The organism is Pirellula sp. SH-Sr6A (assembly GCF_001610875.1).
In the GTDB taxonomy this organism is placed as follows: domain Bacteria; phylum Planctomycetota; class Planctomycetia; order Pirellulales; family Pirellulaceae; genus JBKCUI01.
On record NZ_CP011272.1, the window covers coordinates 4,454,856 to 4,477,309 of the forward strand.

General features: G+C 54.3%; 16 protein-coding genes. 9 read left to right on the forward strand and 7 right to left on the reverse strand.

Annotated elements, in window-relative coordinates:
- The first annotated feature begins 21 nt into the window (after positions 1-21).
- The 3 genes from VN12_RS17070 to VN12_RS17080 all read left to right on the forward strand — a co-directional run bounded on the left by VN12_RS17070 (position 22) and on the right by VN12_RS17080 (position 3,336).
- Positions 22-1,704: a cbb3-type cytochrome c oxidase subunit I gene (locus VN12_RS17070; protein WP_146677968.1), complete on the forward strand. Its 1,683-nt coding sequence runs from the start codon at positions 22-24 to the stop codon at positions 1,702-1,704.
- A gap of 46 nt (positions 1,705-1,750) precedes the next feature.
- Positions 1,751-2,860: a cytochrome c oxidase subunit 3 gene (locus tag VN12_RS17075; protein ID WP_146677969.1), complete on the forward strand. Its 1,110-nt coding sequence runs from the start codon at positions 1,751-1,753 to the stop codon at positions 2,858-2,860.
- A gap of 68 nt (positions 2,861-2,928) precedes the next feature.
- Positions 2,929-3,336 (forward strand): cytochrome C oxidase subunit IV family protein, encoded by a 408-nt coding sequence (locus VN12_RS17080; protein ID WP_146677970.1) that lies wholly within the window; start codon positions 2,929-2,931, stop codon positions 3,334-3,336.
- Between the two features lie 716 nt (positions 3,337-4,052).
- Here the strand turns inward: VN12_RS17080 and VN12_RS17085 are convergent.
- From VN12_RS17085 to VN12_RS17095, 3 genes are all read right to left on the reverse strand, one after another.
- Complete coding sequence (locus tag VN12_RS17085) at positions 4,053-4,421, reverse strand: hypothetical protein (protein WP_146677971.1); 369 nt, start codon at positions 4,419-4,421, stop codon at positions 4,053-4,055.
- 1,355 nt (positions 4,422-5,776) lie between these two features.
- Positions 5,777-6,265 carry an SRPBCC family protein gene (locus VN12_RS17090; RefSeq protein ID WP_146677972.1) on the reverse strand — a complete coding sequence of 163 codons (489 nt, stop codon included), beginning with the start codon at positions 6,263-6,265 and terminating at the stop codon, positions 5,777-5,779.
- A gap of 932 nt (positions 6,266-7,197) precedes the next feature.
- Positions 7,198-8,991, reverse strand: a complete 1,794-nt coding sequence (locus VN12_RS17095; RefSeq protein ID WP_146677973.1) for a 30S ribosomal protein S1 — start codon at positions 8,989-8,991, stop codon at positions 7,198-7,200.
- A 361-nt stretch (positions 8,992-9,352) separates the two neighbouring features.
- Here VN12_RS17095 and VN12_RS17100 point away from each other — a divergent pair, with 361 nt between their 5' ends.
- The 6 genes from VN12_RS17100 (at position 9,353) to VN12_RS17125 (ending at position 15,619) form a co-directional block, all read left to right on the forward strand.
- Positions 9,353-9,763 carry an RpiB/LacA/LacB family sugar-phosphate isomerase gene (locus VN12_RS17100; RefSeq protein WP_240491441.1) on the forward strand — a complete coding sequence of 137 codons (411 nt, stop codon included), beginning with the start codon at positions 9,353-9,355 and terminating at the stop codon, positions 9,761-9,763.
- Between the two features lie 160 nt (positions 9,764-9,923).
- Complete coding sequence (locus VN12_RS17105) at positions 9,924-10,430, forward strand: hypothetical protein (RefSeq protein WP_146677975.1); 507 nt, start codon at positions 9,924-9,926, stop codon at positions 10,428-10,430.
- Positions 10,427-10,675 carry a hypothetical protein gene (locus tag VN12_RS17110; protein WP_146677976.1) on the forward strand — a complete coding sequence of 83 codons (249 nt, stop codon included), beginning with the start codon at positions 10,427-10,429 and terminating at the stop codon, positions 10,673-10,675. Before VN12_RS17105 ends, VN12_RS17110 begins: the two co-directional genes overlap by 4 nt.
- A 656-nt stretch (positions 10,676-11,331) precedes the next feature.
- Complete coding sequence (locus tag VN12_RS17115) at positions 11,332-12,483, forward strand: GTPase (RefSeq protein ID WP_146677977.1); 1,152 nt, start codon at positions 11,332-11,334, stop codon at positions 12,481-12,483.
- 410 nt (positions 12,484-12,893) lie between these two features.
- Complete coding sequence (locus VN12_RS17120; RefSeq protein ID WP_146677978.1) at positions 12,894-13,958, forward strand: hypothetical protein; 1,065 nt, start codon at positions 12,894-12,896, stop codon at positions 13,956-13,958.
- On the forward strand, positions 13,955-15,619 hold the full coding sequence (locus tag VN12_RS17125; RefSeq protein WP_146677979.1) for a hypothetical protein: 1,665 nt from the start codon (positions 13,955-13,957) through the stop codon (positions 15,617-15,619). Before VN12_RS17120 ends, VN12_RS17125 begins: the two co-directional genes overlap by 4 nt.
- Before the next feature lie 17 nt (positions 15,620-15,636).
- Here VN12_RS17125 and VN12_RS17130 read toward each other — a convergent pair whose 3' ends face one another.
- From VN12_RS17130 to VN12_RS17145, 4 genes are all read right to left on the reverse strand, one after another.
- On the reverse strand, positions 15,637-15,894 hold the full coding sequence (locus VN12_RS17130) for a hypothetical protein (RefSeq protein ID WP_146677980.1): 258 nt from the start codon (positions 15,892-15,894) through the stop codon (positions 15,637-15,639).
- Positions 15,891-17,411, reverse strand: a complete 1,521-nt coding sequence (locus VN12_RS17135; protein ID WP_146677981.1) for a putative sulfate exporter family transporter — start codon at positions 17,409-17,411, stop codon at positions 15,891-15,893. The genes VN12_RS17130 and VN12_RS17135 overlap by 4 nt, the downstream gene beginning before the upstream one ends.
- 124 nt (positions 17,412-17,535) lie before the next feature.
- The gene (locus tag VN12_RS17140) at positions 17,536-19,473 is read right to left on the reverse strand and encodes a DUF4340 domain-containing protein (protein WP_168164474.1); all 1,938 of its coding nucleotides are present in this window, start codon (positions 19,471-19,473) and stop codon (positions 17,536-17,538) included.
- Between the two features lie 20 nt (positions 19,474-19,493).
- Entirely contained in the window at positions 19,494-22,409 is a 2,916-nt protein-coding gene (locus VN12_RS17145) for a Gldg family protein (protein ID WP_240491179.1), read from the reverse strand.
- Positions 22,410-22,454: the final 45 nt, after the last annotated feature.

Consider the following 22,454-nt stretch of genomic DNA (forward strand, 5'->3'; position numbering starts at 1 on the left):
GACTATTAAGGATATAGATTCATGAGTGCCGTTACGACTCCGATAACAGCGCCGACGACTACGCACGACGGTGCGACCGAGCATCATTACCTCAATCATTCGTCCGGTTTCTTGAGCTGGGCGTTGACGCTGGACCACAAGCGAATTGGGATGATGTATCTGGCAGGGATCCTTTTCGCGTTTTTCTTGGGTGGGGTATTTGCGTTGGCGATCCGTATCCACTTGTGGACGCCCAACCAAGATCCTGAGGCAGCGTGGTTGACCAACGCGACCTACAATCGCGTGTTCACGTTGCACGGGGCGATCATGGTGTTTTTGTTCATCATCCCGAGTATTCCCGCAGCGCTGGGGAACTTCCTCCTGCCGATCATGTTGGGCACAAAGGACGTGGCGTTCCCCCGATTGAACCTGGGTAGTTTTTACCTTTGGATCACGGGATTGGTCTTCTTTGCTTACACGCTGTTTTCGACCCAGATCGATACCGGTTGGACGTTCTACACTCCGTATAGCATCGAGGCAAAAAGCGCGGTCGAAGCGGCGACGATCGGTGTTTTCATCCTTGGGTTCAGCTCGATTTTCACCGGATTGAACTTCATCGTGACCATCAACACGATGCGTCCACCCGGAATGTCTTGGTTCAAAATGCCTTTGTTCCTCTGGGCGTTGTATGCAACCTCGATCATTCAAGTCTTGGCAACTCCCGTTTTGGGAATCACGGTTCTGTTGCTCGCCTTGGAGCGAATGTTCGGCATTGGGATTTTCGACCCAGCTTTGAACGGTGACCCCGTCACGTTCCAACACTTCTTCTGGTTCTATTCGCACCCTGCGGTTTACATCATGATTCTCCCAGCGATGGGGATCATCAGCGAACTGATGAGTGTTCATAGCCACAAGGGTATCTTCGGCTACCGAATGATCGCTTACAGCTCGATCGCGATCGCCCTCTTCGGATTTTTGGTCTGGGGGCACCATATGTTCACGTCGGGAATGGCAGACGTCACCACGATCGTGTTTAGTGCTTTGACCTTTACGGTCTCGATCCCGTCGGCGATCAAGGTCTTTAATTGGCTTGGAACGATGTACCAAGGGACCGTGGCTCTCAACACCCCCATGATTTACGCTCTCGCGTTTATCTTCCTGTTCACGATCGGTGGATTGACGGGATTGTTCCTTGGAGCACTCTCCACCGACATGCACCTTCACGACACTTACTTCGTGGTCGCACACTTCCACTATGTGATGATGGGTGGTACTTTGGTGGCGTTCCTCGGTGGTCTATTCCACTGGTGGCCGAAAATGACAGGAAAGATGTTCAACGATGCGGCCGGCATTGTCTCCGGAGCGATTGTATTCGTCGGATTCAACCTTACCTTCTTGCCCCAGTTTGTTCTCGGAACCCGCGGGATGCCTCGCCGGTATGCTTCGTACGTTCCAGAGTTCCAGTCGTTGCACCAGCTCTCGACCGTTGGGGCTTGCATCCTGGGATTTGGTCTATTGGTAGCTGGGTTGGTGCTGTTGCACTCGCTGTTCTACGGAAAGAAAGCTCCGATGAACCCTTGGGGTGGAGCGACATTGGAATGGGAATGCACTTCGCCACCTCCTCACGACAACTTCAGTCACCCACCGGCTGTGGGCGATCCCTATGACTTTGCCAACGTGGAATACGATGGCAAGACGGGTGGATACTACAAGAAAAAGAAGTAGTTAACTCGTACGACGTTTCATTCGAAAATATCCTATAAGCGAAAACATGACAGAAGTAGCCACACACACGGATGGACATGATCATGGGCATCACGACCATCCCTCTTGGTTAGCCCACCACTTCGACGATGCTGAACAGCAGTTCGATTCTGGCAAGCTCGGGATGTGGCTCTTCCTGGTCACCGAAATTCTATTCTTTTCGGGAATGTTTTGCGCGTATCTTTTGTACCGCAACCGCAACCCGGAGGTTTTCGAATTCTGCAGCACGTTCTTGAACGAAAAGCTTGGGGCCATCAACACAGGCGTTCTTTTGTTCAGCTCGCTCACCATGGCTTGGGCTGTCCGTGCCGCCCAGTTGAAGCAACATAAGTTGCTCGTAGGCATGCTGGGAGCAACGCTCGGATGCGCTGCGATCTTCTTGGGCGTGAAATCGGTAGAGTACACCCACAAATGGAGCTTGGGTTTGCTGCCAGGTCGGATGTACGTCGCTCAAATGGAGCATGGTTACCATTCCGATTACGATTACTTGACCCCGATCTGCATTGTTCCTGCCATCCTTACGGCCTTGTTCGCCGTCTACTATGTCTATTCGCTGGTGATGGCCAACAAGTTCCATCAGCGCGTTGCTGGACCTTTAGTTGTGGCGGGATTGTGTTTCTTTGGCGGTATCAAGCTCGGACAGATCATTGAAGGGGGCGAGCATCACGGAGATTCTCACGCTGCCCACGCAGATGCGGACCATGCAGATCATTCGGACGGGGAACACGAGAATCACGACGCTGACCATGGCTCTGCGGCATCCGCAGTCGCAGCCGAAACAGCACCCGCTGCGGATGGGGCTGTAGCGTTAGTCTCGACGGGGAATAGCCCACTTCACGATGTCTTCGTGGACCCTAAGGAGTCAGCTATCCCCAACGCATCGGTAAACAACCAAGGGATGGCCGGTTTGTTCTTCAGTATCTACTACTGTATGACGGGCGTACACGCGGTTCACATCATCGGTGGGATGCTAGTGATTTCTTGGTTGATTGTGAAAGCAGCTCGCCAGGAGTTCCATTCGCAGTATTACGGGCCTGTTGACAATGTGGGTCTTTATTGGCACTTGGTCGACTTCATTTGGATCTATCTCTTCCCCTTGTTGTACTTGATCACCTAGTGGGGACTTTGATTCCATTCCCGTTCGGTAAAACAATCTAGTAAACGCAATCAATCACGAGACCTTCGATGGCAGATACCCATTCCCATTCTCATTCAGGCCATGGACATGCTGAGGGTGAGTTTTCGCACCCGATGCCGGTTTGGATGCTCTTGGCCGTGTTTTTTGCGTTGTTGGGTCTGACGTTTTTGACCGTATTCCAGGCGCAGTTTGACCTCGGCGATTTGGAAATCGTTTTCTCATTGATCATTGCAACCATCAAAGCAGGTTTGGTGATTGCGTTCTTCATGCACTTGGTTTGGGACAAGCCGCTTAACGCCATCGCGATTTTTAGCAGCTTGATTTTCGTTGCGTTATTTCTCGGGTTCACGCTCATGGATTCGCAACAATACCACGAGCGACTGATCATGGATCCAAAGAATGAGATCTTGGAGAACTCGACTCCCAAATCGACTTTGGTGAAGACTAGCGAGTAGGTGCGATGCCCTACTTCGTCTGCGGCCTCCGACCGTTACCTTCTATTTCTATCCGATTCCCAACCTCTTCCCGTTGCGTCGTAGCGCCTTGGCGAGAAACCCTCGGGTTAACAATAGCAGGCACCCATCTTTTGGGGGGTCGCGAGTCGGGAGGGGAGGAGGAAGTTTCTCGCAACGGCGCTAAGCTCGCAGCGAGGATTGACTGGAGTGTCTTCCCTTCGGCATGTCTGAACCACCTCGTTTCGTGGCGAGAGTCCGCGGATCCCGGCTTTCCCCTTCTACTTCTATTCGATTCCCAACCTCTTCCCGTTGCGTCGTAGCGCCTTGGCGAGAAACCCTCGGGTTAACAATAGCAGGCACCCATCTTTTGGGGGGTCGCGAGTCGGGAGGGGAGGAGGAAGTTTCTCGCAACGGCGCGAAGCTCGCAGATAGAATTGACTGGAGAGCCTTCCCGTCCGCATGTCTGAACCACCTCGATTCGTGGCGAGAATCCGCGGATCCCGGCTTTCCCCTTCTACTTCTATTCGATTCCCAACCTCTTCCCGTTGCGTCGTAGCGCCTTGGCGAGAAACTTCCCGCACCCATACCGAACAAAAAGACTTTCACTCGTAGGCACCCGACTTTTCGGGAGTCGATTCTCGACTTTGGTTTAGTTGCGTCGTTCAAGGGTTGAACATCATCTCTTCCATTCCATTCAAGGCCTTGTGCATCGCGTCTTAGAATTGCACGCCCAGCAATCGCAGGCACCAAGTCCCCGCTCCGCCGACAAGGAAGAGCATTGGAACAATTCCATAGCGAACAACAAACAGGTCAAACCGAGTTGGATTCATCGGCCGTCGAAAGAGTATTACCCAGACCATCGCCCATTGGCAAAGGAACGCAACCCAGAAAGCACGGTGCATTTGACCGAAATCCAGAATGAGCAAGGTTAGTATGGCGAGTGCAGACTGAATGAGAAGCGCCGTCCTAAACGCAGCGTTGTATTGTGGGGAATAGTGCGTCCTGTCATTTCTAGATTCCTGCCCTTTTTCCTCCCGGGCGAGTGATTCCGGGTGAGGAGATTGATAGGGATTCTGGTTCGCCATGGTTTCATTTCCAAGGGGATACGATTTGAACTGCGAATGATGCGCTACAAGCTCCTAATAGCAGGCGCCCATCTTTTGGGGAGTCGCAAGTCGGGAGGGGAGGAGGAAGTTTCTCGCAACGGCGCTAAGCTCGCAGCGAGGATTGACTGGAGTGTCTTCCCTTCGGCATGTCTGAACCACCTCGTTTCGTGGCGAGAGTCCGCGGATCCCGGCTTTCCCCTTCTACTTCTATTCGATTCCCAACCTCTTCCCGTTGCGTCGTAGCGCCTTGGCGAGAAACCCTAGGGCTAACAATAGCAGGCACCCATCTTTTGGGGAGTCGCAAGTCGGGAGGGGAGGAGGAAGTTTCTCGCAACGGCGCGAAGCTCGCAGCGAGGATTGACTGGGGTGTCTTCCCTTCCGCATGTCCGAACCACCTCTTTTCGTTGCGAGAATCTACGCAACCCGGCTTTTCCCTTCCATCTCTATTCGATTCCCATCCTCTTCCCGTTGCGTCGTAGCGCCTTGGCGAGAAACCTCTCCGGCCAAGCTCTTCATAGCAGGCATTCATCGTTTGGGGAGTCGCAAGTCGGGAGGGGAGAAGAAGGTTTCTCGCAAAGGCGCGACGCTCGCAGAAGGAATGGACCGGAGAGGCTTCCCTCACGTATTTCCGCCTCGTTTCCCTGTGAGAATCTGCGGCCCCCGACTTTCCCATTCAATTTCTACTCGATTCCCAACCACTTTCTGTTGCGTCTTAGCGCCTTGGCGAGAAACCTTTCGGCCAAGCTCCTAGTAGCAGGCATCCATCTTTTGGGGAGTCGCAAGTCGGGAGGGGAGAAGAAAGTTTCTCGCAAAGGCGCGAAGCTCGCAGTTGGAATGACTGGAGTGTATTCCGTTCCGCATGTCCGAACCACCTCTTTCGGTGCGGGAATCTGTGGATCCCGACTGTTACCTTCTAGTTCTATTCGATTTCCATCCTCTTCCTGTTGCGTCTTAGCGCCTTGGCGAGAAACCTCTCGGCCAAACTCTTTGTAGCAGGCATCTATCGTTTGGGGAGTCGGTCGAAACCTGCCCAACCGCAAAACGCGCCGCCGCGTTTATCGATGGCAGCGTAAGTGATCGTCCGTTCGGTTGAACGTGCCATAACAAACCGATTCACCTCATCCTTTGTCATGGCAGTAGGAAAAAATGCGTCTCCGGGCAAAAACAAATTGTTGTTGGCAATGCAATGGCAATTAGATGCAAGCAGCCATGGAATCACGGCAAGAAAAAACTTTAGTGGCACTTGGCTTCTCCGTGATAAATGGATGAGAGTGGAATGCAGGCATGCCACGGCAGAGATCGGATTTTAAAAATGCTGGATCTCGTACTCCGGCTCACGGAGTTGTTCGACCCGCTTGGCTTCCGGATATATGGGCAGTTGATCGAAAGGGCGAGCCTGTTCCGGTCTCCACAAAATCCTTGAGGCTCTGTAGGAATTGGGCCCATCCGCCAGAACACAATTCGAAACACTCGATATTCGATGTAAGCCCTACATGCTCCAAGGTAAAACGTGTTCGAGATCCCGATTCCTCCGATAGGCGCATGCAGATCGCTGTGCCGATCCACTCGTCTTTCTTCAACAAGCCTGGAACGTCCAGGAATGAATCGAGAACCCGCCATTGGATCTCTGAGCGGGGAACAAGCCTCTCGATTTGCATTGTCTTGAAGGTGTTGCCGAACCGCACGACGACTTGATCGCCTTCTTCACTCCCAGCATTGCAGTCGTGCGTCCACCAAGCACGAAGCCCCGATTCGGTCGTCAGAGCCGCATAGACGCGATCGATCGGTGCATCAAAGCTAGATTCGTACTTGTAATTCTCCATATCCCATTACCCCTGTCGTTGAAGGCCGAACGCTTACCCCCCTCGAGGACGAGGGTTCCATCAAGGCAATTTGGCTCACTGGCTCAAGTCGTTCGCACACATGTCATCACTTCAGAATTGTAGCGAATCGCATCGAGCAGGACGTATAAGGACCCCTCCACGGATTGGGGGCTAATCGGGAGGGGAGGAGAAAGTTTCTCGCAACGGCGCGAAGCTCGCAGAGAGGATTGACTGGAGAGGCTTCCCTTCCGCATGTCCGAACCACCTCGTTTCGTGGCGAGAATCCGCGCATCCCGGCTTTCCACTTCTACTTCTAATCGATTCCCATCCTCTTCCCGTTGCGTCGTAGCGCCTTGGCGAGAAACCCTCGGACTAACAATAGCAGGCACCCATCTTTTGGGGGGTCGTGACTCGGGAGGGAAGGAGAAAGTTTCTCGCAACGGCGCGAAGCTCGCAGAGGGAATGGACCGGAGTGTCTTCCGTTCCGCACGTTCGCACCACCTCGTTTCGCTGCGAGAATCTACGGAACCCGGCTGTTCCCTTTTATTTCTATTCGATTCCCATCCTCTTCCTGGTGCGTCTTGGCGCCTTGGCGAGAAACCTCCCGGGCAAGCTCTTAATAGCAGGCACCCATCTTTCTGGGGGTAGCAAGTCGGGAAGGGAGAGGAAGTTTCTCGCAACGGCGCGAAGCTCGCAGAGGGAATGGACCGGAGTGTCTTCCGTCCCGCATGTCCGAACCACCTCTTTCATTGCGGGAATCTGCTGCCCCGACTATGACCTTCTATTTCGATTCGATTCCCACCCTTTTCCCGTTGCGTCTTTGCGCCTTGGCGAGAAACCTCCCGGGCAATACCAAACAAAAAGGCCTGGGAGTTTTCCCAGGCCTTTTTTGATTTGAATGGCAATCCGGAGATGCCAATGCGAACGGCGGATTAGGTTGGCGGGCCGATGAGTGGACCATCGCTTCCGAGGCCACCCTTGAGTTCGACGGCAGGCTTTTCCGACTTGGCTGCCGATGCCGCTTGCTGCGCTTCTTTTTCCGCTTCAGCTTGCATTTGCTCTTCGGACCAATCGACTCGTTTGCGAGAGAGTCCAATCTTTCGCTCGTCGCTATCGACTCGAAGAACCTTCACTTCAATTTCGTCGCCCACCTTCACAACATCTTCTGGGTTTTCCACTTTGTGGTCAGCCAATTCGGAGATGTGAAGGAGACCTTCCAACGAATCTTCCAATCCGACGAAAACGCCGAAGTTGGTGATCTTCGTCACCTTGCCACTCACCAACTGTCCTGGTTGGTACTTGGCAGGGATGGTGGTATTCCATGGATCGTCGTCGAGTTGTTTGAGTCCCAACGCGATTCGGCGGCGAGCTTGATCGACGCTGAGAACGCGGCACTTGACCACTTGTCCCTTCGTGAGAACTTCGCTCGGATGGCTGATCTTGCGGGTCCACGACATATCGGAAACGTGGAGGAGACCATCGATCCCTTCTTCGAGTTCGATAAAGGCACCGTAGTTGGTGAGGTTGCGAACCTTGCCGGTGACTTCTGCGTTCTCGGGGTACTTCTCCAAAACCACATCCCAAGGGTTGCTTTGGGTTTGTTTGATACCGAGAGAAAGCTGTTGGCCTTGGGCATCGACACCGAGGATCTTGACGTCGATCTTGTCGCCGATCTGTACCATCTCGCTTGGATGGTTGATACGGCGGGTCCATGACATTTCGGAGATGTGCACCAAGCCTTCGATGCCCGGTTCGAGTTTCACGAACGCACCGTAGCTCATTACATTGACAACTTCGCCAGGGACGGTGGAACCGACTGGATACTTGTCGGCGATGTTGGTCCAAGGGTTGTTTTGCTTTTGCTTGAGACCGAGAGCGATCTTTTGCTTTTCGCGGTCGATTTGAAGAATCTTGACTTCGATTTCTTGATCGATTGCCACCATTTCGGTGGGGTGACCGATTCGCTCCCAACTCATGTCGGTGATGTGGAGCAGACCATCGATACCGCCCAAGTCGACGAACGCACCGAAGTCGGCGATGTTCTTGACAATACCCTTTCGGATCTGGCCGACTTCGAGTTCCGCCATGAGGTGTTCGCGATCTTCTTCGCGTTGCTTCTCGATGAGGGACCGGCGGCTGACGACGATATTGCGACGGGTTTCGTCGATCTTAAGAACTTCGCACTGCACAACTCGGCCGATGTAATCGCCGATATCGTTGGGACGACGGATGTCGACTTGGCTAGCTGGCAAGAAGACATTGACGCCGATGTCGACCAGCAAACCACCCTTGATCTTGCGGATCACAGTACCGGTAACGACTTGGCCTTCTTGGACCGAGGCCATCATCTTTTCCCACTGGATGATCTTTTCAGCCTTCTTCTTGCTGAGGCTGATCATCGCTCGGGAATCTTCGGGAGCGGTGTGCTGATCTTCGACTTCTTCGATCAGAACCTTGACGGTGTCACCGATTTGCGGGGGTGGCTCCCCTTCTTCCCATTCGTTTTTATGGATAGCACCTTCGCTCTTGAACCCGACGTCGACAACGACGAATTCATCGTTGATTTCAACGATTTTACCTTCGACGATTTGGTTGACGTCGAACTGTCGGTTTGCATCTTCGAGCGAATCGAGAATGAGTTCTTCGGCGGTATCGCCGAACATCATGTCGAGTTCCTGCTCTAAGAGATCATCTTCCAAAGAGCGGATAAGAGTGCGGTTGACCATGCGTAGAGATGTCCTGAATAGGCACGCGATCGGAGTCGACCTAGACGCATAGGAAAGAAACTACAACCGACAAAAGATCGATTTACGGGATTCCTTCTTGGCGATAAAGTTTTGAAACGGACTGCGACGCGGCGGGGTTAGAGTACTCGTCTCCTGACGGACCTGCCCAAAGCAAACCCGGAAAAATCAGAAAACACGAAGGCTGAGAGTGTATCAGTCTTTCTTTTTCCCAGCAACAGCGACTCTCGGATTGCTTCGTCGAAAACGGAGCAAGTGAATACCCATGGGGCAATCATCCACCCTTCGTTACGCCATCGCAGGTGATCACGCCGGTTTTTCGATGAAAAACGAAGTGCGAACGATGCTGGAGGGAATGGCCGTGTCGGTCATCGACTGCGGAACACACTCCTCCGATTCATGCGATTTCCCGGACTTCGCCGAGGCGGTCGCTACCAAAATGATCGCGGGCGAGATCGATCGAGGGATCTTGGTTTGCGGCTCGGGAGTCGGTGTAAGTGTAGCGGCCAACAAATTCCCCGGCATCCGGGCTAGCCTCTGCCATGACACTTACTCGGCCCGCCAAGGGGTCGAGCACGACGACATGAACGTCCTGTGCATCGGTGCTCGCGTCATCGGGCCGGAAGTCGCCTTCGAAATCGTTCGTGCCTTCCTGAATGCTCGCTACAGCCCCGCTCCCCGCCACGCAGCTCGCTTGGCCAAAATCGTGGATATCGAGCGACGTGTTTTGGCGGGCGAGTTTTCGAAGCGCTAACGCTAACGCGGCCGCGGCGGAGAGGAATACCGTCGCCCACAGCGGCGCGGGCATCCCGGGAACGCTCCATCCTATCTCTCGGAGAAATCCCTCCGAACCTTTGGCGATCCCGGACGCTAGTCCCGCTGCCGTGATGTAGCCCAGCGACTGTGCGAGCGTCATGGATGCCACACCCATCACCGACGGCCTCATGCGATGGGCATGTTCGTTCGCCGAGATTTGGAACGGACAATTCAGTGCGAGGAACAATCCGCACCACCCCAACGCGGGAATGCCGGTCATCGCCGTCACGCACCCCGCGAACAAGATCATCCACCCAAGCGGACCGACGAAAAGAAGCCTGCTCTTCAAACGGGGAAACAGGGGCATCGCCATCAAAAGGGCAATTTCTATCGCCACCGCTCCCGCAAAAACAAAATACCCCAACCCGCCGAAGGTCTTCGTCAGAAACTCGTGCGAGTACAACCCATACGACATCTCGCAAATGGCAACCAGCCACACGAGGGCCAGCAATCCGATCCATTCCCAGCTTAAGGACGAGGTAACGGGACCTGTTGCGGATGCCGTTGGGGGAGCCGGTTCATTTTCCGCGATCGGCACCAGCCACCAAGCCCCCGCAGCGAGCAGGCAGTGCATCGCGCTTACGACGGAGCCAACGTACAAGTGATGCTTCTCGACGACAAACCACTCGGCGCTAATCGCCCCCATCACCATCAAGGCAAACATGTACCCAGCCGATCCCGCTGCTCGAACCGTGTAAGCCAGCGAGCCCATCGTCGCGACGCCAATATGATTGAGCAACGTCATCACACTCGATTGAGCCGCCCCGAGGAGGAGCAAACACAGAGCCACATCGATCGCCGGCCCAAAGAAAGCACTCCCCTCCGCGATTGCCTCCAATCGAAACCCTAGCATCCCTTGCATCATCGCCACTCCGATTGCGGCAACAAACAACGCGCGCTGAGGTTGGTGCATCCAACCTTTTGATTCTGCAAAGCGGAACAGAAAATAGGTCGTGCACGCAGCGATGGGAATCAATCCCGCTAACACGCTCGCCGTCGCCGGACTTAGCTGCGTTCGCAAGTGCGTTTGAAGCGGGAACGAACTAAATCCCAACGACAAAAAATGAACAAAGTAAGTCGTAGCGCAAAAGAAAATAGCGGTTGGCGTTCGCTCCGCTGAGGCCGAACTGAGAGTCACAAAAGAAGAACCTTACAAAGAACAATTGATCCATCACATCCCTGCTCGATTGGCATCATGCTCCAAACGAGTAGGTATGTCTAGATCGACCGATTCGGTTTGAAGTTCACCCCTATTCGCAGCTTTTCATCCCCGTTTTTGCAACGGCGTAAAAGGGAATCCTAAAGGGATTGGATGGCATTCCCAACTCCCTTGGTTTTCCACCCAATCTCGACAACTTCGCTTCGTATGCCGAAAAATATCTCGTCGCCAGCAACCGACATGTAGGCGATACATCGTCCCTCCGTTAAGCTCGCAGATCGCCACTCCGATCTGCCTGGACGAAGTACGTCGGACACCGCCCATTCCAAAACCAAGCGGAACCCTTGATGACAAATCCCCCTTCCCGTGCCTACCGGATCACTTCCTCCGCACCCGCCGCGATCGCCGTATTGATCGTCGAAGGTCCCGAGGCTTGGGGATGGCTGCAGACGCATTGGCGCCCAATCCTAGGTTCGGTCGAAAAGGCTCCAGCGCTCAACCGCATTCGCTACGGATCTCTCTTCCCTCAGCACGACGCATCCGCTGGGGAATCCATTGTCCTATGTCGGACAGCCGAAGAGCGATTTGAACTCCATTGCCACGGAGGGCCTAGCGCATCAAACGCCATCCTCGACTCGCTCTCGCACGACGGTTTCGAAATCGAGTCCCCGGTCGATTCGTTTCAGTTCTTCGAGTCCGATGCGTTCTCCATGGAAGCGACACGTTGCTTATTGCACGCGAGCTCCCTCGCAGTGACTCGAATTTTAATCGATCAAGCGAGGGGAGCCCTCTCTCGCGAAATCCAATCAATCTCGACAGCGATCCTACAAAGTCGCGATGCCGACGCGGAAACCTGCCTCCAGAACTTGCTGCGCTGGGAACCCCTCGGCCTCCACCTCGTCGAACCTTGGAAGGTCGTCCTGGCCGGTCCGCCCAACGCAGGCAAAAGCAGTCTGCTCAATAAGCTTCTCGGCTACGATCGGACGATAGTCCACGCGTCAGCAGGCACGACCCGTGATCTGATTCCCGAATCAACCAGCTTGGGTGGTTGGCCGGTCGTGCTCACCGATAGTGCGGGCGTACGAGAAACGGACGACGCTATCGAGCAGCGCGGCGTCGCAAGCAGTTTGGAGGCGGTTTCTCAAGCGGATGCGATTCTTCTCCTTGTCCCCCGCGATACCGGATGGTCCGACGAGCACGAACGGATCCTCGCGTGCGCGTTGGGAAAACGATTTCTCCTGGTGCTAACCAAATGCGATCTTGCAAACGACCACTGCGACTTGCCTAGTGTTTCGCATCCGGGCGTGCAAGTATCGATTCATGACCCGATGTCGATTGAACAATTGATGTCCAAAATCGAGGCCCTGCTCGTACCGCAAATCCCCCCGAAAGGAACGCCCATCCCCTTTCTGCCCCATCACTTCGACCGTTTGCGGGAGTGTCTCCAGATGCTGCAATCCGGGCAGCGAGCAGAAGCACTCCGTAGCTTGCTAGGTTAACCAGTCGAAACCTATCCCCTACGCAACGTGAATTTCATGGGTAGCGATTGTCCGGGAATCTGTCTGGCTCAACACCGCGCACCGGGTACATCATTCAGCCTCAGGAGTGATGGAAAGCAGAAACATGAAAACAAGGGAAACACGGAAGGGACCGAGGCACAAGGTATTTTCCATCGTGATGTGTTCTGTCTTAGAACAATGATTCTCTGTACCCCATGGACCGGCGCGCTTGTCTCGGTGGCTCGAATTGCAATCGATTCGGACCTGAAATCGCTAGCATTATTGCCTGGTTGGATTTCCGCGATTAGCGCCAGTTCTGCTCGATTTTTCGGATATCCGGTCCGATGTTGAACGAGTAGACGATTTTGGACGGTCATCACCTCGACGCGAGCGAGCCACGGTTTCACCAGATGGTAGATGTTGCGACGGAGAAGAAATCGACGGCATGGGGTAAGCTTCTATCCGAGCACCGAACCCCCCAAGCCATTGCCGCGGGAGCTTCCTTTGGCATCGTATTGGGACTGATCCCCAAAGACAATCTCGTCGCTCTCGGTCTGCTAATCGCGATAGCAATGCTCCCTGTTCACCACTTGATCGCTTGCGCGTTTGCGACACTCGGCTTGCTGATGAGCCCCCTGTCGGATCCTTGGGTTCACAGCATCGGAAAGCAAGTACTCGGGATGCCTCTTGTTGGGATCGTTGTTTCCCAAATGTACCAATGGCCGTTGCTCCCTTGGACTCGCCTGGAGAATACTCTTGTCACGGGGGGGCTGACCCTCGGTGTCTGTCTATGGCTCCCGCATTACTATGCCGCGCGATGGATCGCATTTCGAGCGGCTCGTACCGAAATGGGACTTGAGTTTATCGAACTTGCTGCGGCCAACGTACGACGTCCCAAGCGAACCGGGAAACGGGTGGAGGAATCGGTCGCATCTACACCTGCCCCCTCCACTGGAGACGCGTATCTATCGAGGCCCATGACACAGGCTGCGATCTCTCCATCCTCCGACGCGCCCTCTATCCGCCCTTCTTACTCCGATGGAATCTCATCGCGAGAAGAAGCCTTGGCGATTATGGAGGAATTGGAGCGAGTGCTCGAGAACGCAACGGAAACGCCTCAAATCGAGCGTGTCCTCCATGAAACGTTTATTGAAGTTGTTCGTTACAAACGACCTCGAACGGTCGACGGATCGGATCCAGACTTCGAGGAGTCGCACCTTCATTCCCAACTCATCACGAACCCTATGAACCAAGCCACCTCCCTCGCAGCCCGTTTTCCTTCGAATGGATCACTTCCATCCGAAACAGGCACGCTTCGTTCCGATGCTGGGCATCCGTTGCCACCCGACACGCTCGCCAAATCGAAAACGCATATCATCAGCCACCCTGGATCCAAAGAAGAAGCTCTTCGACACCTTCTCAAACACATTCATGGTTCGAGAGACGCTCGCAAGGAACCGGAGAAGACTGCATGAGTTGGCGTCGCAAGGCTTTAACCATCGGGCTCGTTTTGGGGGCCGGAGTCGTTAGCATCGGGCCTGTGCTGTCCGATTCGATTGCGAAGCGGGTCGCCCAATCCTGGAACGCGCAGGCTTCGATCGCCAAGGTCGAAGTCTCTTTGCCGCGCGCTGGTCTATCGCTCCTCGGCGTTCGTATCGAACGCCCCGATCTGTGCATCCAGGGCAATCAAGTCGACTTGAAACTCGACCGCGAAAGCCTTTGGTATCGCGACAGCGTCGTCGAGTCGATGGTTGGAAAAGGCTTTCTCATCACACTCTCGCCAATGGATAGCGACCGTTCGGAAGACGCAAATGTCCTCACGACCAACCACGTTGCCAAAACCAATCAATCGCTGGTGGCATTTCGTTCGGCCTGCAGCAAGTTCGAGTCGTCGCTTGAATCGCAATTGAATTCGGCTCGAAGTCTAATTCAGGAATCGGAACAGAAATGCCAGTCCCGTTCGCTGTCGATTGACGAACGGATTTCTCGATTGCGCTCCGAGATCGCGGCATTTCACGATCCCGCCCACAGGCCTAATCCGCTCCGCGCCTCGCAACGATTGGAACAAATCCGGTCGGAGGCCAACCATATCCAGCAGCTCCTCGCGGAAGAACGATTGCAGAGAAAGCAAGGGATGAAGGCATGCGAGTCGACCATCACTTCATTGAGCGAGTCGATCCAAGCCTTGCAGCAAGCGATCCCCAAGCCACAAATCGCAACCACCTTGCTTTTGGAAGAGTCCGTACGACAATCGGTCGCGGATGCGGAACGGGAGTTACTACCGTATACGAAGCTACTGCAGATTGCGGTCGGATCGTTTTTTAACTCGCCCATCGCATCGTCATCGCACTCCTCCATAGGCCCTCATTCGATCGATCAAGATCTGCTATTGCCAGACCTGCGACCGAGACGTTCCCAAATCCTGCAGTGCAGGATCTCCGGCGCGATGGAGCACGCGGGCACACGGGAACCGATGGTGATTCAAGTGGTGAATCCTACCGCTGGATCTCTTGCCGACTGCGCTCGAATCCAAATGGAGTGGGGTGTTGAAGGCACCGCACCCTCGACTGTCCCTGAAATGGGAGCCCACACCAGTGGACTGGCAGAAAAGCTAACGCCCGATGCGACGACGTCATCCCTTCGAATCTCCGTGGATCGCGAGATGACCGACACGCGTATCCGTCTTCAACGCAACTGGGATGGAGACCAAGTTCAGTCCAAGATTGTTTTGTCGAGTCGCTGGATCTCGAATCGATTGCCCAAACTGAGCCAACGCGAGGGAGAGTCGACACTTCTCCCCCCGGAGGAGATGATTGCAATCGAGTCAGCTTCCTCGGTAGAGGGCGATGGTACCTGGGACATACCCGTTGAGCAGATCGCTCCGTTGGTGTATTGGTTTGAGCAACAGTGGAATCGGTCCATCGAGGAGCGATTGGAAGCGACCCAATCCAAAGCAAAATCGCTAGTCTCTCAAGAGGGCGAAAATCTGCGCCGTCGCACCTTGGCGATGGAGGAAACGATGAACCAGCGGCAATCCGATTGGAATCAACAACTGCAAGACTTGCTGGGGCGTGTAGCCGACGTAGAAGGAGAACAACTTCGAGCTGCCCTCTCCCCTGCGACTCTAACACGATAATTCCACACTTCGATTCCCTACATCTCCGTAGGAAGATGCCAGAATGCGCGGTCGGCCCCGTTGACCACGCTGTCAACGCGGCGTTCGATGTCTCGCATCGATGGATGATCGGAATAGAATACCGCCCCGGTCTCTATTCCCGCATCGCGAAACTTCTGAACACGTCGCTGCACCGATTCAATTTCTGCAATCTGTGGTAGGACCCCAAGCCAAATGGCGGCGACTAACACAGCAATGCCACACAAGACCCCCTGTCCCTTGCGTTTCGAGCTCATTTGTAGAGCAGCTCCATGGCATTGGGATAGAGTTTGGTGAAGACGAACCAAGCCATCAGGAAGGAGAGCGTCAGATTGAACGCTTGTCCTACGATGTAAAGAACAACAGGCTTCCCCGAAGCCAGCATATGCTTGTATTCGCGAAAGTTGCTTTCTAAACCGATACTGACAAACGCAAGGCAAAACAGCCATTCTCGAATCGATTTGGTCGCCCCATCGACAATGCTGCTCACAAACATCCTACCTTCGATCCCGTACGACTGGACGTAGGAAAGCACCAGCGACACGCCCAGAAATCCGAGCGTGAATCGGGGAAATCGCTTCCAAACTTCGGAGATCTGGGGGCGTTTGCTCGTTGCGTCGCGTTCGACGAACGAGACCCAATAAAGAGCGACTCCAAAGGCGATCACACCGATGAGAATGTTTTGGATCATCTTCACGGTGGCAGCGACGTCTTTCGCCTTGTCTCCCACCAACTCGCCTGCGGCCGCAACGGCTCCTGTCGAATCGATCGTTCCGCCGATCCACGCTCCGCCGATGATCTCCCCCATCCCGCTCCAGGCGACGACATAAGGCTGAACAACAATCATGATAACCGTAAAGATCAAGGACAATCCAATCGCCAGGGAGAGCTCCTCCTTTTTGGCTTTGCATGCGGCCGCAGTCGCGACAGCGGCAGAGACTCCGCAGACCGACATGTCTGCGGAAATGACCATATTGAGCGACTTGGACGGTATCTTCAAAACATATTGCCCGAACAAGTAGGTCGAGATCAACACGACGGGTGTGACAACCCAGGAAATGAGGATGCCGGGCAATCCAAGTGCCAGCAGCTTGTTGAACAAAACCTCCGCACCGAGCAGTACCAACCCGGTTTTGATGTACAGCTCCGTTCGTGCTCCGGGCTCCAACCAGTCGGGCAATCCAGTCGTGTTGCTAACCAGCAACCCGAGGAGCAGGGCCCACAGAGCGTATTCCAAGTTGTAAGCTTTGATGACATCCTGCCCGGCGAGCACATACGACAGGATCGCCATGAGGAAGACACACGTAAACGCGATGGCAAAGCGGATCGCTGACTTGCCCATAACGCGCACCGCGAACATCAAAACCACCATCAAGACAACAAAGGTGATGGCCAGTCCGGAGTAAATGGGTACTCCTTTTTTCTGAAAGGCGTCGAGGGGATTGGATTTCCAATCCCCTGGTCTGACCAGCCAATTCTTGAATGGCATCGGAGCCAGTTTGGACTCGATCGCTTTGGCCTCAGCCTCCAAGGCTTTTTTCTCTTCGGGATAGGACTCCGACGTGGCGTCCAATTTGGCGATCTGCTGTTTCACCATGGTCGATTGGGCGACCAACTCCGGATAGTTCTCCGGACGCATCATCCATGACCAAAGGCCAACTGACCCGATGATGAAGATCGCTATGAAGATGGTGAGGTAATCTTCGATCCGATACCAAGGGCGACGCTCTACGTTGGCATGCACAACAGGCTCGTTCGAAATCTCAGCAGTCATGTCCAAGGTCCTGAGAGGTGGGTAAATAAAAAAACCGCTCGCGGATTCGTTCCGAGAGCGGTTCATAATTTTAACACATCGCTGTCCCTTCGGGACTTTCGATCGCGTTTTCCGCAGGGACAGATCAGGGTTGAATGGGAAGCCCTGGAAGACTTACACCCCCAGGCAGTCCCATACCTCCTGCGGCACCTGCTGCAGACTTTGGCTGCACCAGATCTTTGAAGGCAATTCGCAATCGATCGTAATCCGCTTCACTGATCACATAGTACCAGTCCGCGAATCGTCGATTCAATTCGTTCACCTTCGCTTTGGCAGCGTTTACTTTTTCTTCAAGTTGTTCAATCTTTCGAGTGTTTTCCTTTGTGATCCGTTCGCGAGCGGCCTCCAATCGTTCTTTCCACTCTTCTTCCGAGATCTCCTGGGATGCGGGCTTTACTTCCGCAGGCGTGGCAGGAGCGGTTGCAGCCGGGGTCGTAGCAGGCTCTTGCGTATCAGCGGGAGTCTTGGCGGGCTCCTGCGCCCCGTCCCCTTCTTGAACGACCGTTACCAGCTTTCCGCTTGACAAAACGACGGACGCTTGATCGCCCTTCGGCTCCTCCACTGTCTTCGGTTCCTCGGCAGGCTTTGGTTCACCAGTTGGTTCTGCAGCGGGTGTTTCCGTTGCGGGCTTCTCCGAAGGTGCATCGCCTGGTTTTGCTTCACCCGTCGGTGCCGGTTCGGTACTAGGTGCCGGTTCGGTCGATGGAGTGGGAGCAGGAGCGGGTTCGCCGGTCCCGATGGGAGGAACGGTTGGAGCAGCATTCGGCGCTCCGGCCGCTTCTTTCAAGGCCTCCATCGACTTCAATTCCTCGACGGTCTCAGGAACCTTCTCCAGTGTCGGCTGTGGAAATTTCGATTCATCCAACCGCGCGCTTACCAGCAAGAATCGGTTGATCGAAACAGAATCTTCCTTCCCTTCCTCGGTAGCCGCGTTGATGTCGGCGCTCGCTGAACCTCCGAAGCGGAGCAAGTATTGGACGCCATCGTTCAACGTGACTTGGAGCTCACCGCTCTTCGAATAGAAATCGACGACCGAACCATCTTTTTGATTCGGATTGGGATAAAACCCGCGCCGAGCCAAGGACGTCAGTGCTTCGTTACTCAGGACTGATTTATCACCTTTCAAGTCGGCTGCGAGACCGGATGGTTTCTTGGTCACATCCGCGATCTTCAAATTGTCGAGGGTGTTCTTGATCTCGTTGAGCTTGACGGTATTGAGTTGCTCTTCCGCACCGATCGTCTTTTCCGCCGGACTTCCGGCTTCGAAGGAGGTGATTCGGTTGGCTAACCATTGATTGGCGGTACTCGAGTAGGTCAAGTCGGCTTCATAGTTTCGACTGAGAACCATACCTTGTTCGGTCGGAACGATCTGGTAATCCCGTACTCCGAGGGTCTCGATCTTATTGCTGCTCAGTTTGAGCAAATCGGGTTCGATCCAAGACTTGAATTCCGTCGTCAGCGGAGCGGAATCGAGTTCGCAAACGTAGATCAAATCCTCGGCGGGAATCCGAACGAAACGTTTGTTGCCGTCGATATCTTTGCCGATGATCAAATCGGCAAGCATCTCTCCCTTTTCGTCGCGAAGCTGGACGAGCATGCCAACCCCTTCTCCACCTTCGGCTTCCTTTTGCTTGTTCGGTTCGACCACACCAAACAGGACTTGGTCGCCCCGCTTCTCGCTGGCAACATCGAGGACTTTCAGTCCAATGAACAGGGTCGCCGCGTCCGCCATCTGTTTGGAAGCATCGGCGGGATAGCTTTCGTGCGACGGAATCGTCCAAAGTCCCGACTTCCGGTCCTTGGAGACTTCGAACTCATCGAATTGTTCCTTCGCATTGTCGTACTTCAAGATCTTCAGCGAGGCCGCCGTGAGGGGGTCCGTGAACTTCTCAAAGAGGGTCTCGCCGATCCGACTGCTCGCAGTGGAGACATCGGTGGTCACTCGGTTACCCGTCACCCAAGCCAGCAAGGCGACGGCGCCTGCGATCAAGGCAAATACTGCAGTTTTGCGTCCTTCAGTCACTTTGGTTCTCTCCCTTGAAGCTACTTGAGTCGGTTCTTCGAAATACCTTCTCGTTCTCGCAATCGACGCGAGACGAGAACGACAATGCCAACAACAAGTGGCGGAATGGGCGGCACAAACACGGCCAGCAGCTTGTAATAGTTTTGGATCTTTGAAATCGCATCGTCCGCTTCGCGCCGTGCATTGCGGATCCCTTGATCGCGTTCTCGCTGCAGCCGGTCTTTCTCAACACGGAATCGCTTCACGGTGTTTTGTTGCTTGATCGCGGCCTGTTGACGCAGTCTTTCCAAGTCCGCGAACTGCGACGCATCGATGCTGCCATCGGAAGCCAGTTTGTCGATTCGCTCTTTGAACTCGCGTTCCGATTTTGCATTTTCATCCTCGGCCTTGGCGATCGCCTCGGTAAAGTTCTTGCTAAATTCCGCACGCTTGGAGGCCTCGATCTGTCGAGCCTTCTCGGCTTGGGCCTCAACTAGCTTCAGCGTGCTAAACGTCGGAATATGCCGTCGCACCTGAGGATACTTGGTCTCGCCAGCCAGCACGTCGATCGCGTTGAGGACAAACGTGATATTTTGGAATTGGAATTTGATATCCTCCAGCATCTGGGGTCGGTTTCGGATATCCACGAAGGTCCGGGTCAAGCAATCGACGTCGGCAACATACACGGCCTTGATCGAACGCGTGCCGGCAGCGGGCTGAGCCCCCTCCTCCCCATCTTTCTTCTCCGCCGCCTTCGGGTCGGATGCTCCGCTCGCTTTCCCTTCGATCCAAGCAGCCAGAACTTGAGCACCCGTGCTTTCTCCCAGCCGAAGTTTGGTTTCGGTGGCTCGGGAAAGGCCGGAACGCTCGATACTGTTGAGGTCCTGCTGGGTGATAATTCCCGCCTTCAATCCGGTTTGGACCAAAGGCGTGACCACGACGCTCGTTTCCGACTCGGGCAATGGCCGGATGACCCCTGAGTAAAGGAACATGAGCTCTGTCAAATCTTTGCTGATCTCATTGTCGCTATTGAACGCACCATCCGCACCCGGGGCTTCCTCGCGAGCAAAGATCCAAAGGTCGCTCGCCTCGGACGTTTCTGCGAGCACGGGGTACGGGTTGTACTCTTGCCAGCAGAGATCGGGGGCAAGCAAGCCCATCGCTCCGGGTCGTCCCGGAATTTCGAGCCCTAGTTCTCGCCAAAGCGGACGCATATCTCCCTTAGGTTGGGCTCCGCCACCACCGAACATCGCCATCGGTCCACCGGCTTGTTTCGGATCGCCCGTGCCGATGATGGATTCCAACGCGACAACGGGGTCTTCAAAGATCGCGGTCGGCAATCCCGACTTCAACGCATCGATGAAGTTGGTCATTTCCTCGGGCGAGAGAGACGAAGGTTGCACGGCGAGTAGAACGTCTAACTTTTCGATATCAATCGGCGATGCCGCGTTGATCGAAACGATTTCATATTGCTTCGCCAACTCATCGATGATGGGCTGCTGCGGCATCGACTGCATACTGCGCATATCGAACCCACCCATCATCTTCGCTTCCGTACTGAGTACCCCCAACTTCTTTCGGGCTGGCTTCGAAACGGTGGTCAAAGATCGGACAAGCTCGTATTCGACAGGGACACCGGGTTCGAAGAAGGGGATAACCACTTTCTGCAATCCGCTTCGGAATGCTGCTCCCAACATGATGGGTTGATCGGAATAAGCTCCTCGCTCGCGAACTCGGATCGTTTGTGGAACGATTCCGTATTGCTGTTCCGCTTGCTTCTCTTCTTCGCTCGAGGGTTGCACGGAGTCGTAGATGCGAAGCTGCATGGTGACATCTGCAGCTTGAGCGGCCGATTTGAACTCCTTCAAAAGCGAGATCACTTGATACTTGATCTTCGCATACTCTTCGGGGACTTCGGCCGACAGGTACGCATCGACGACGATTTCGCGTTCCTTGCCCAGCGAAGCGATGAGTTCTTCGGTAACCGGGGAAATGGAACTAACCTTCATTTCGGTCGCATCGATTCGGCGGTCGTTGTTCTGGAACAACATGGTCCCTGCAATCACGATCAACGCGATCGCCGCGAGGCGGAAAAGATAATGTCCGAGTCGCTGGTTCCCATCGCGTCCGCCGCTCCAATGTCGCTTGCCGATCAAGATCATGCAGAGATAGAGTCCAAAGGCTGCGACGAGAATGAAATACGAGACGCTCGACAGGCTTAGCACGCCCCGGCCAAAATCGTCGAATCGCTCCGGTACACTGAAGTTCTTGATCTCGCGAGCGATGGAACGATCCGCAATCGTGTCCGCTTTGAACGCGAAAGCGAGGGGTGCGTTGAACACCGCCCCCAGAATAAAACCGACGGTTAGATTGTTCGTGAGAAAGGACGCGACCATACCGATCGCGATCATCGCCAATCCGATGAACCAGTAACCGACGTAGTTGGTAAAGAACAACCCGGTATCGATTTCACCCTGCGTGAGGAACGCGAGAACGATGAAGGTCGAAAACTGGGAGAAGAGAAGGGAAACCGAATAAATAGCTGCCGCTGCGACGTACTTTCCAATGACGATATCAAAGTCATCGGCGGGGAGCGTTAGGAGTAGCTCATCGGTTCCCTGTCGGCGTTCTTCCGCCCAAATGCTCATCGTGATCGCAGGGATGAAGAAGAGCATGATGTACGTAAACCACTTGTTCAACTGGCCAAGCGTCCCCAAGTTCGAGCTAAAGAACTCGTGGGGCCAAAACGCTGCCATGCTCGTCAACAATACGAACAAGCAGAGAAAAACATAGCCTGTCGGGTTCGAAAAATACCCGTAAAAGTTTCTCTTGAGAACCGCGTATCCGACGCGACGCGTCATCGCCAGGGCCATAATGATCGCCAGGATGACTCCGAGAAACACAAGGTCTAAGACGAGGAGTTTGATCAGAGCAGTCAGAACGTATGTAAGTGTCACAGCAATCGATCCTACTGGTAATGTGTCATCTTTCACGGATCGATG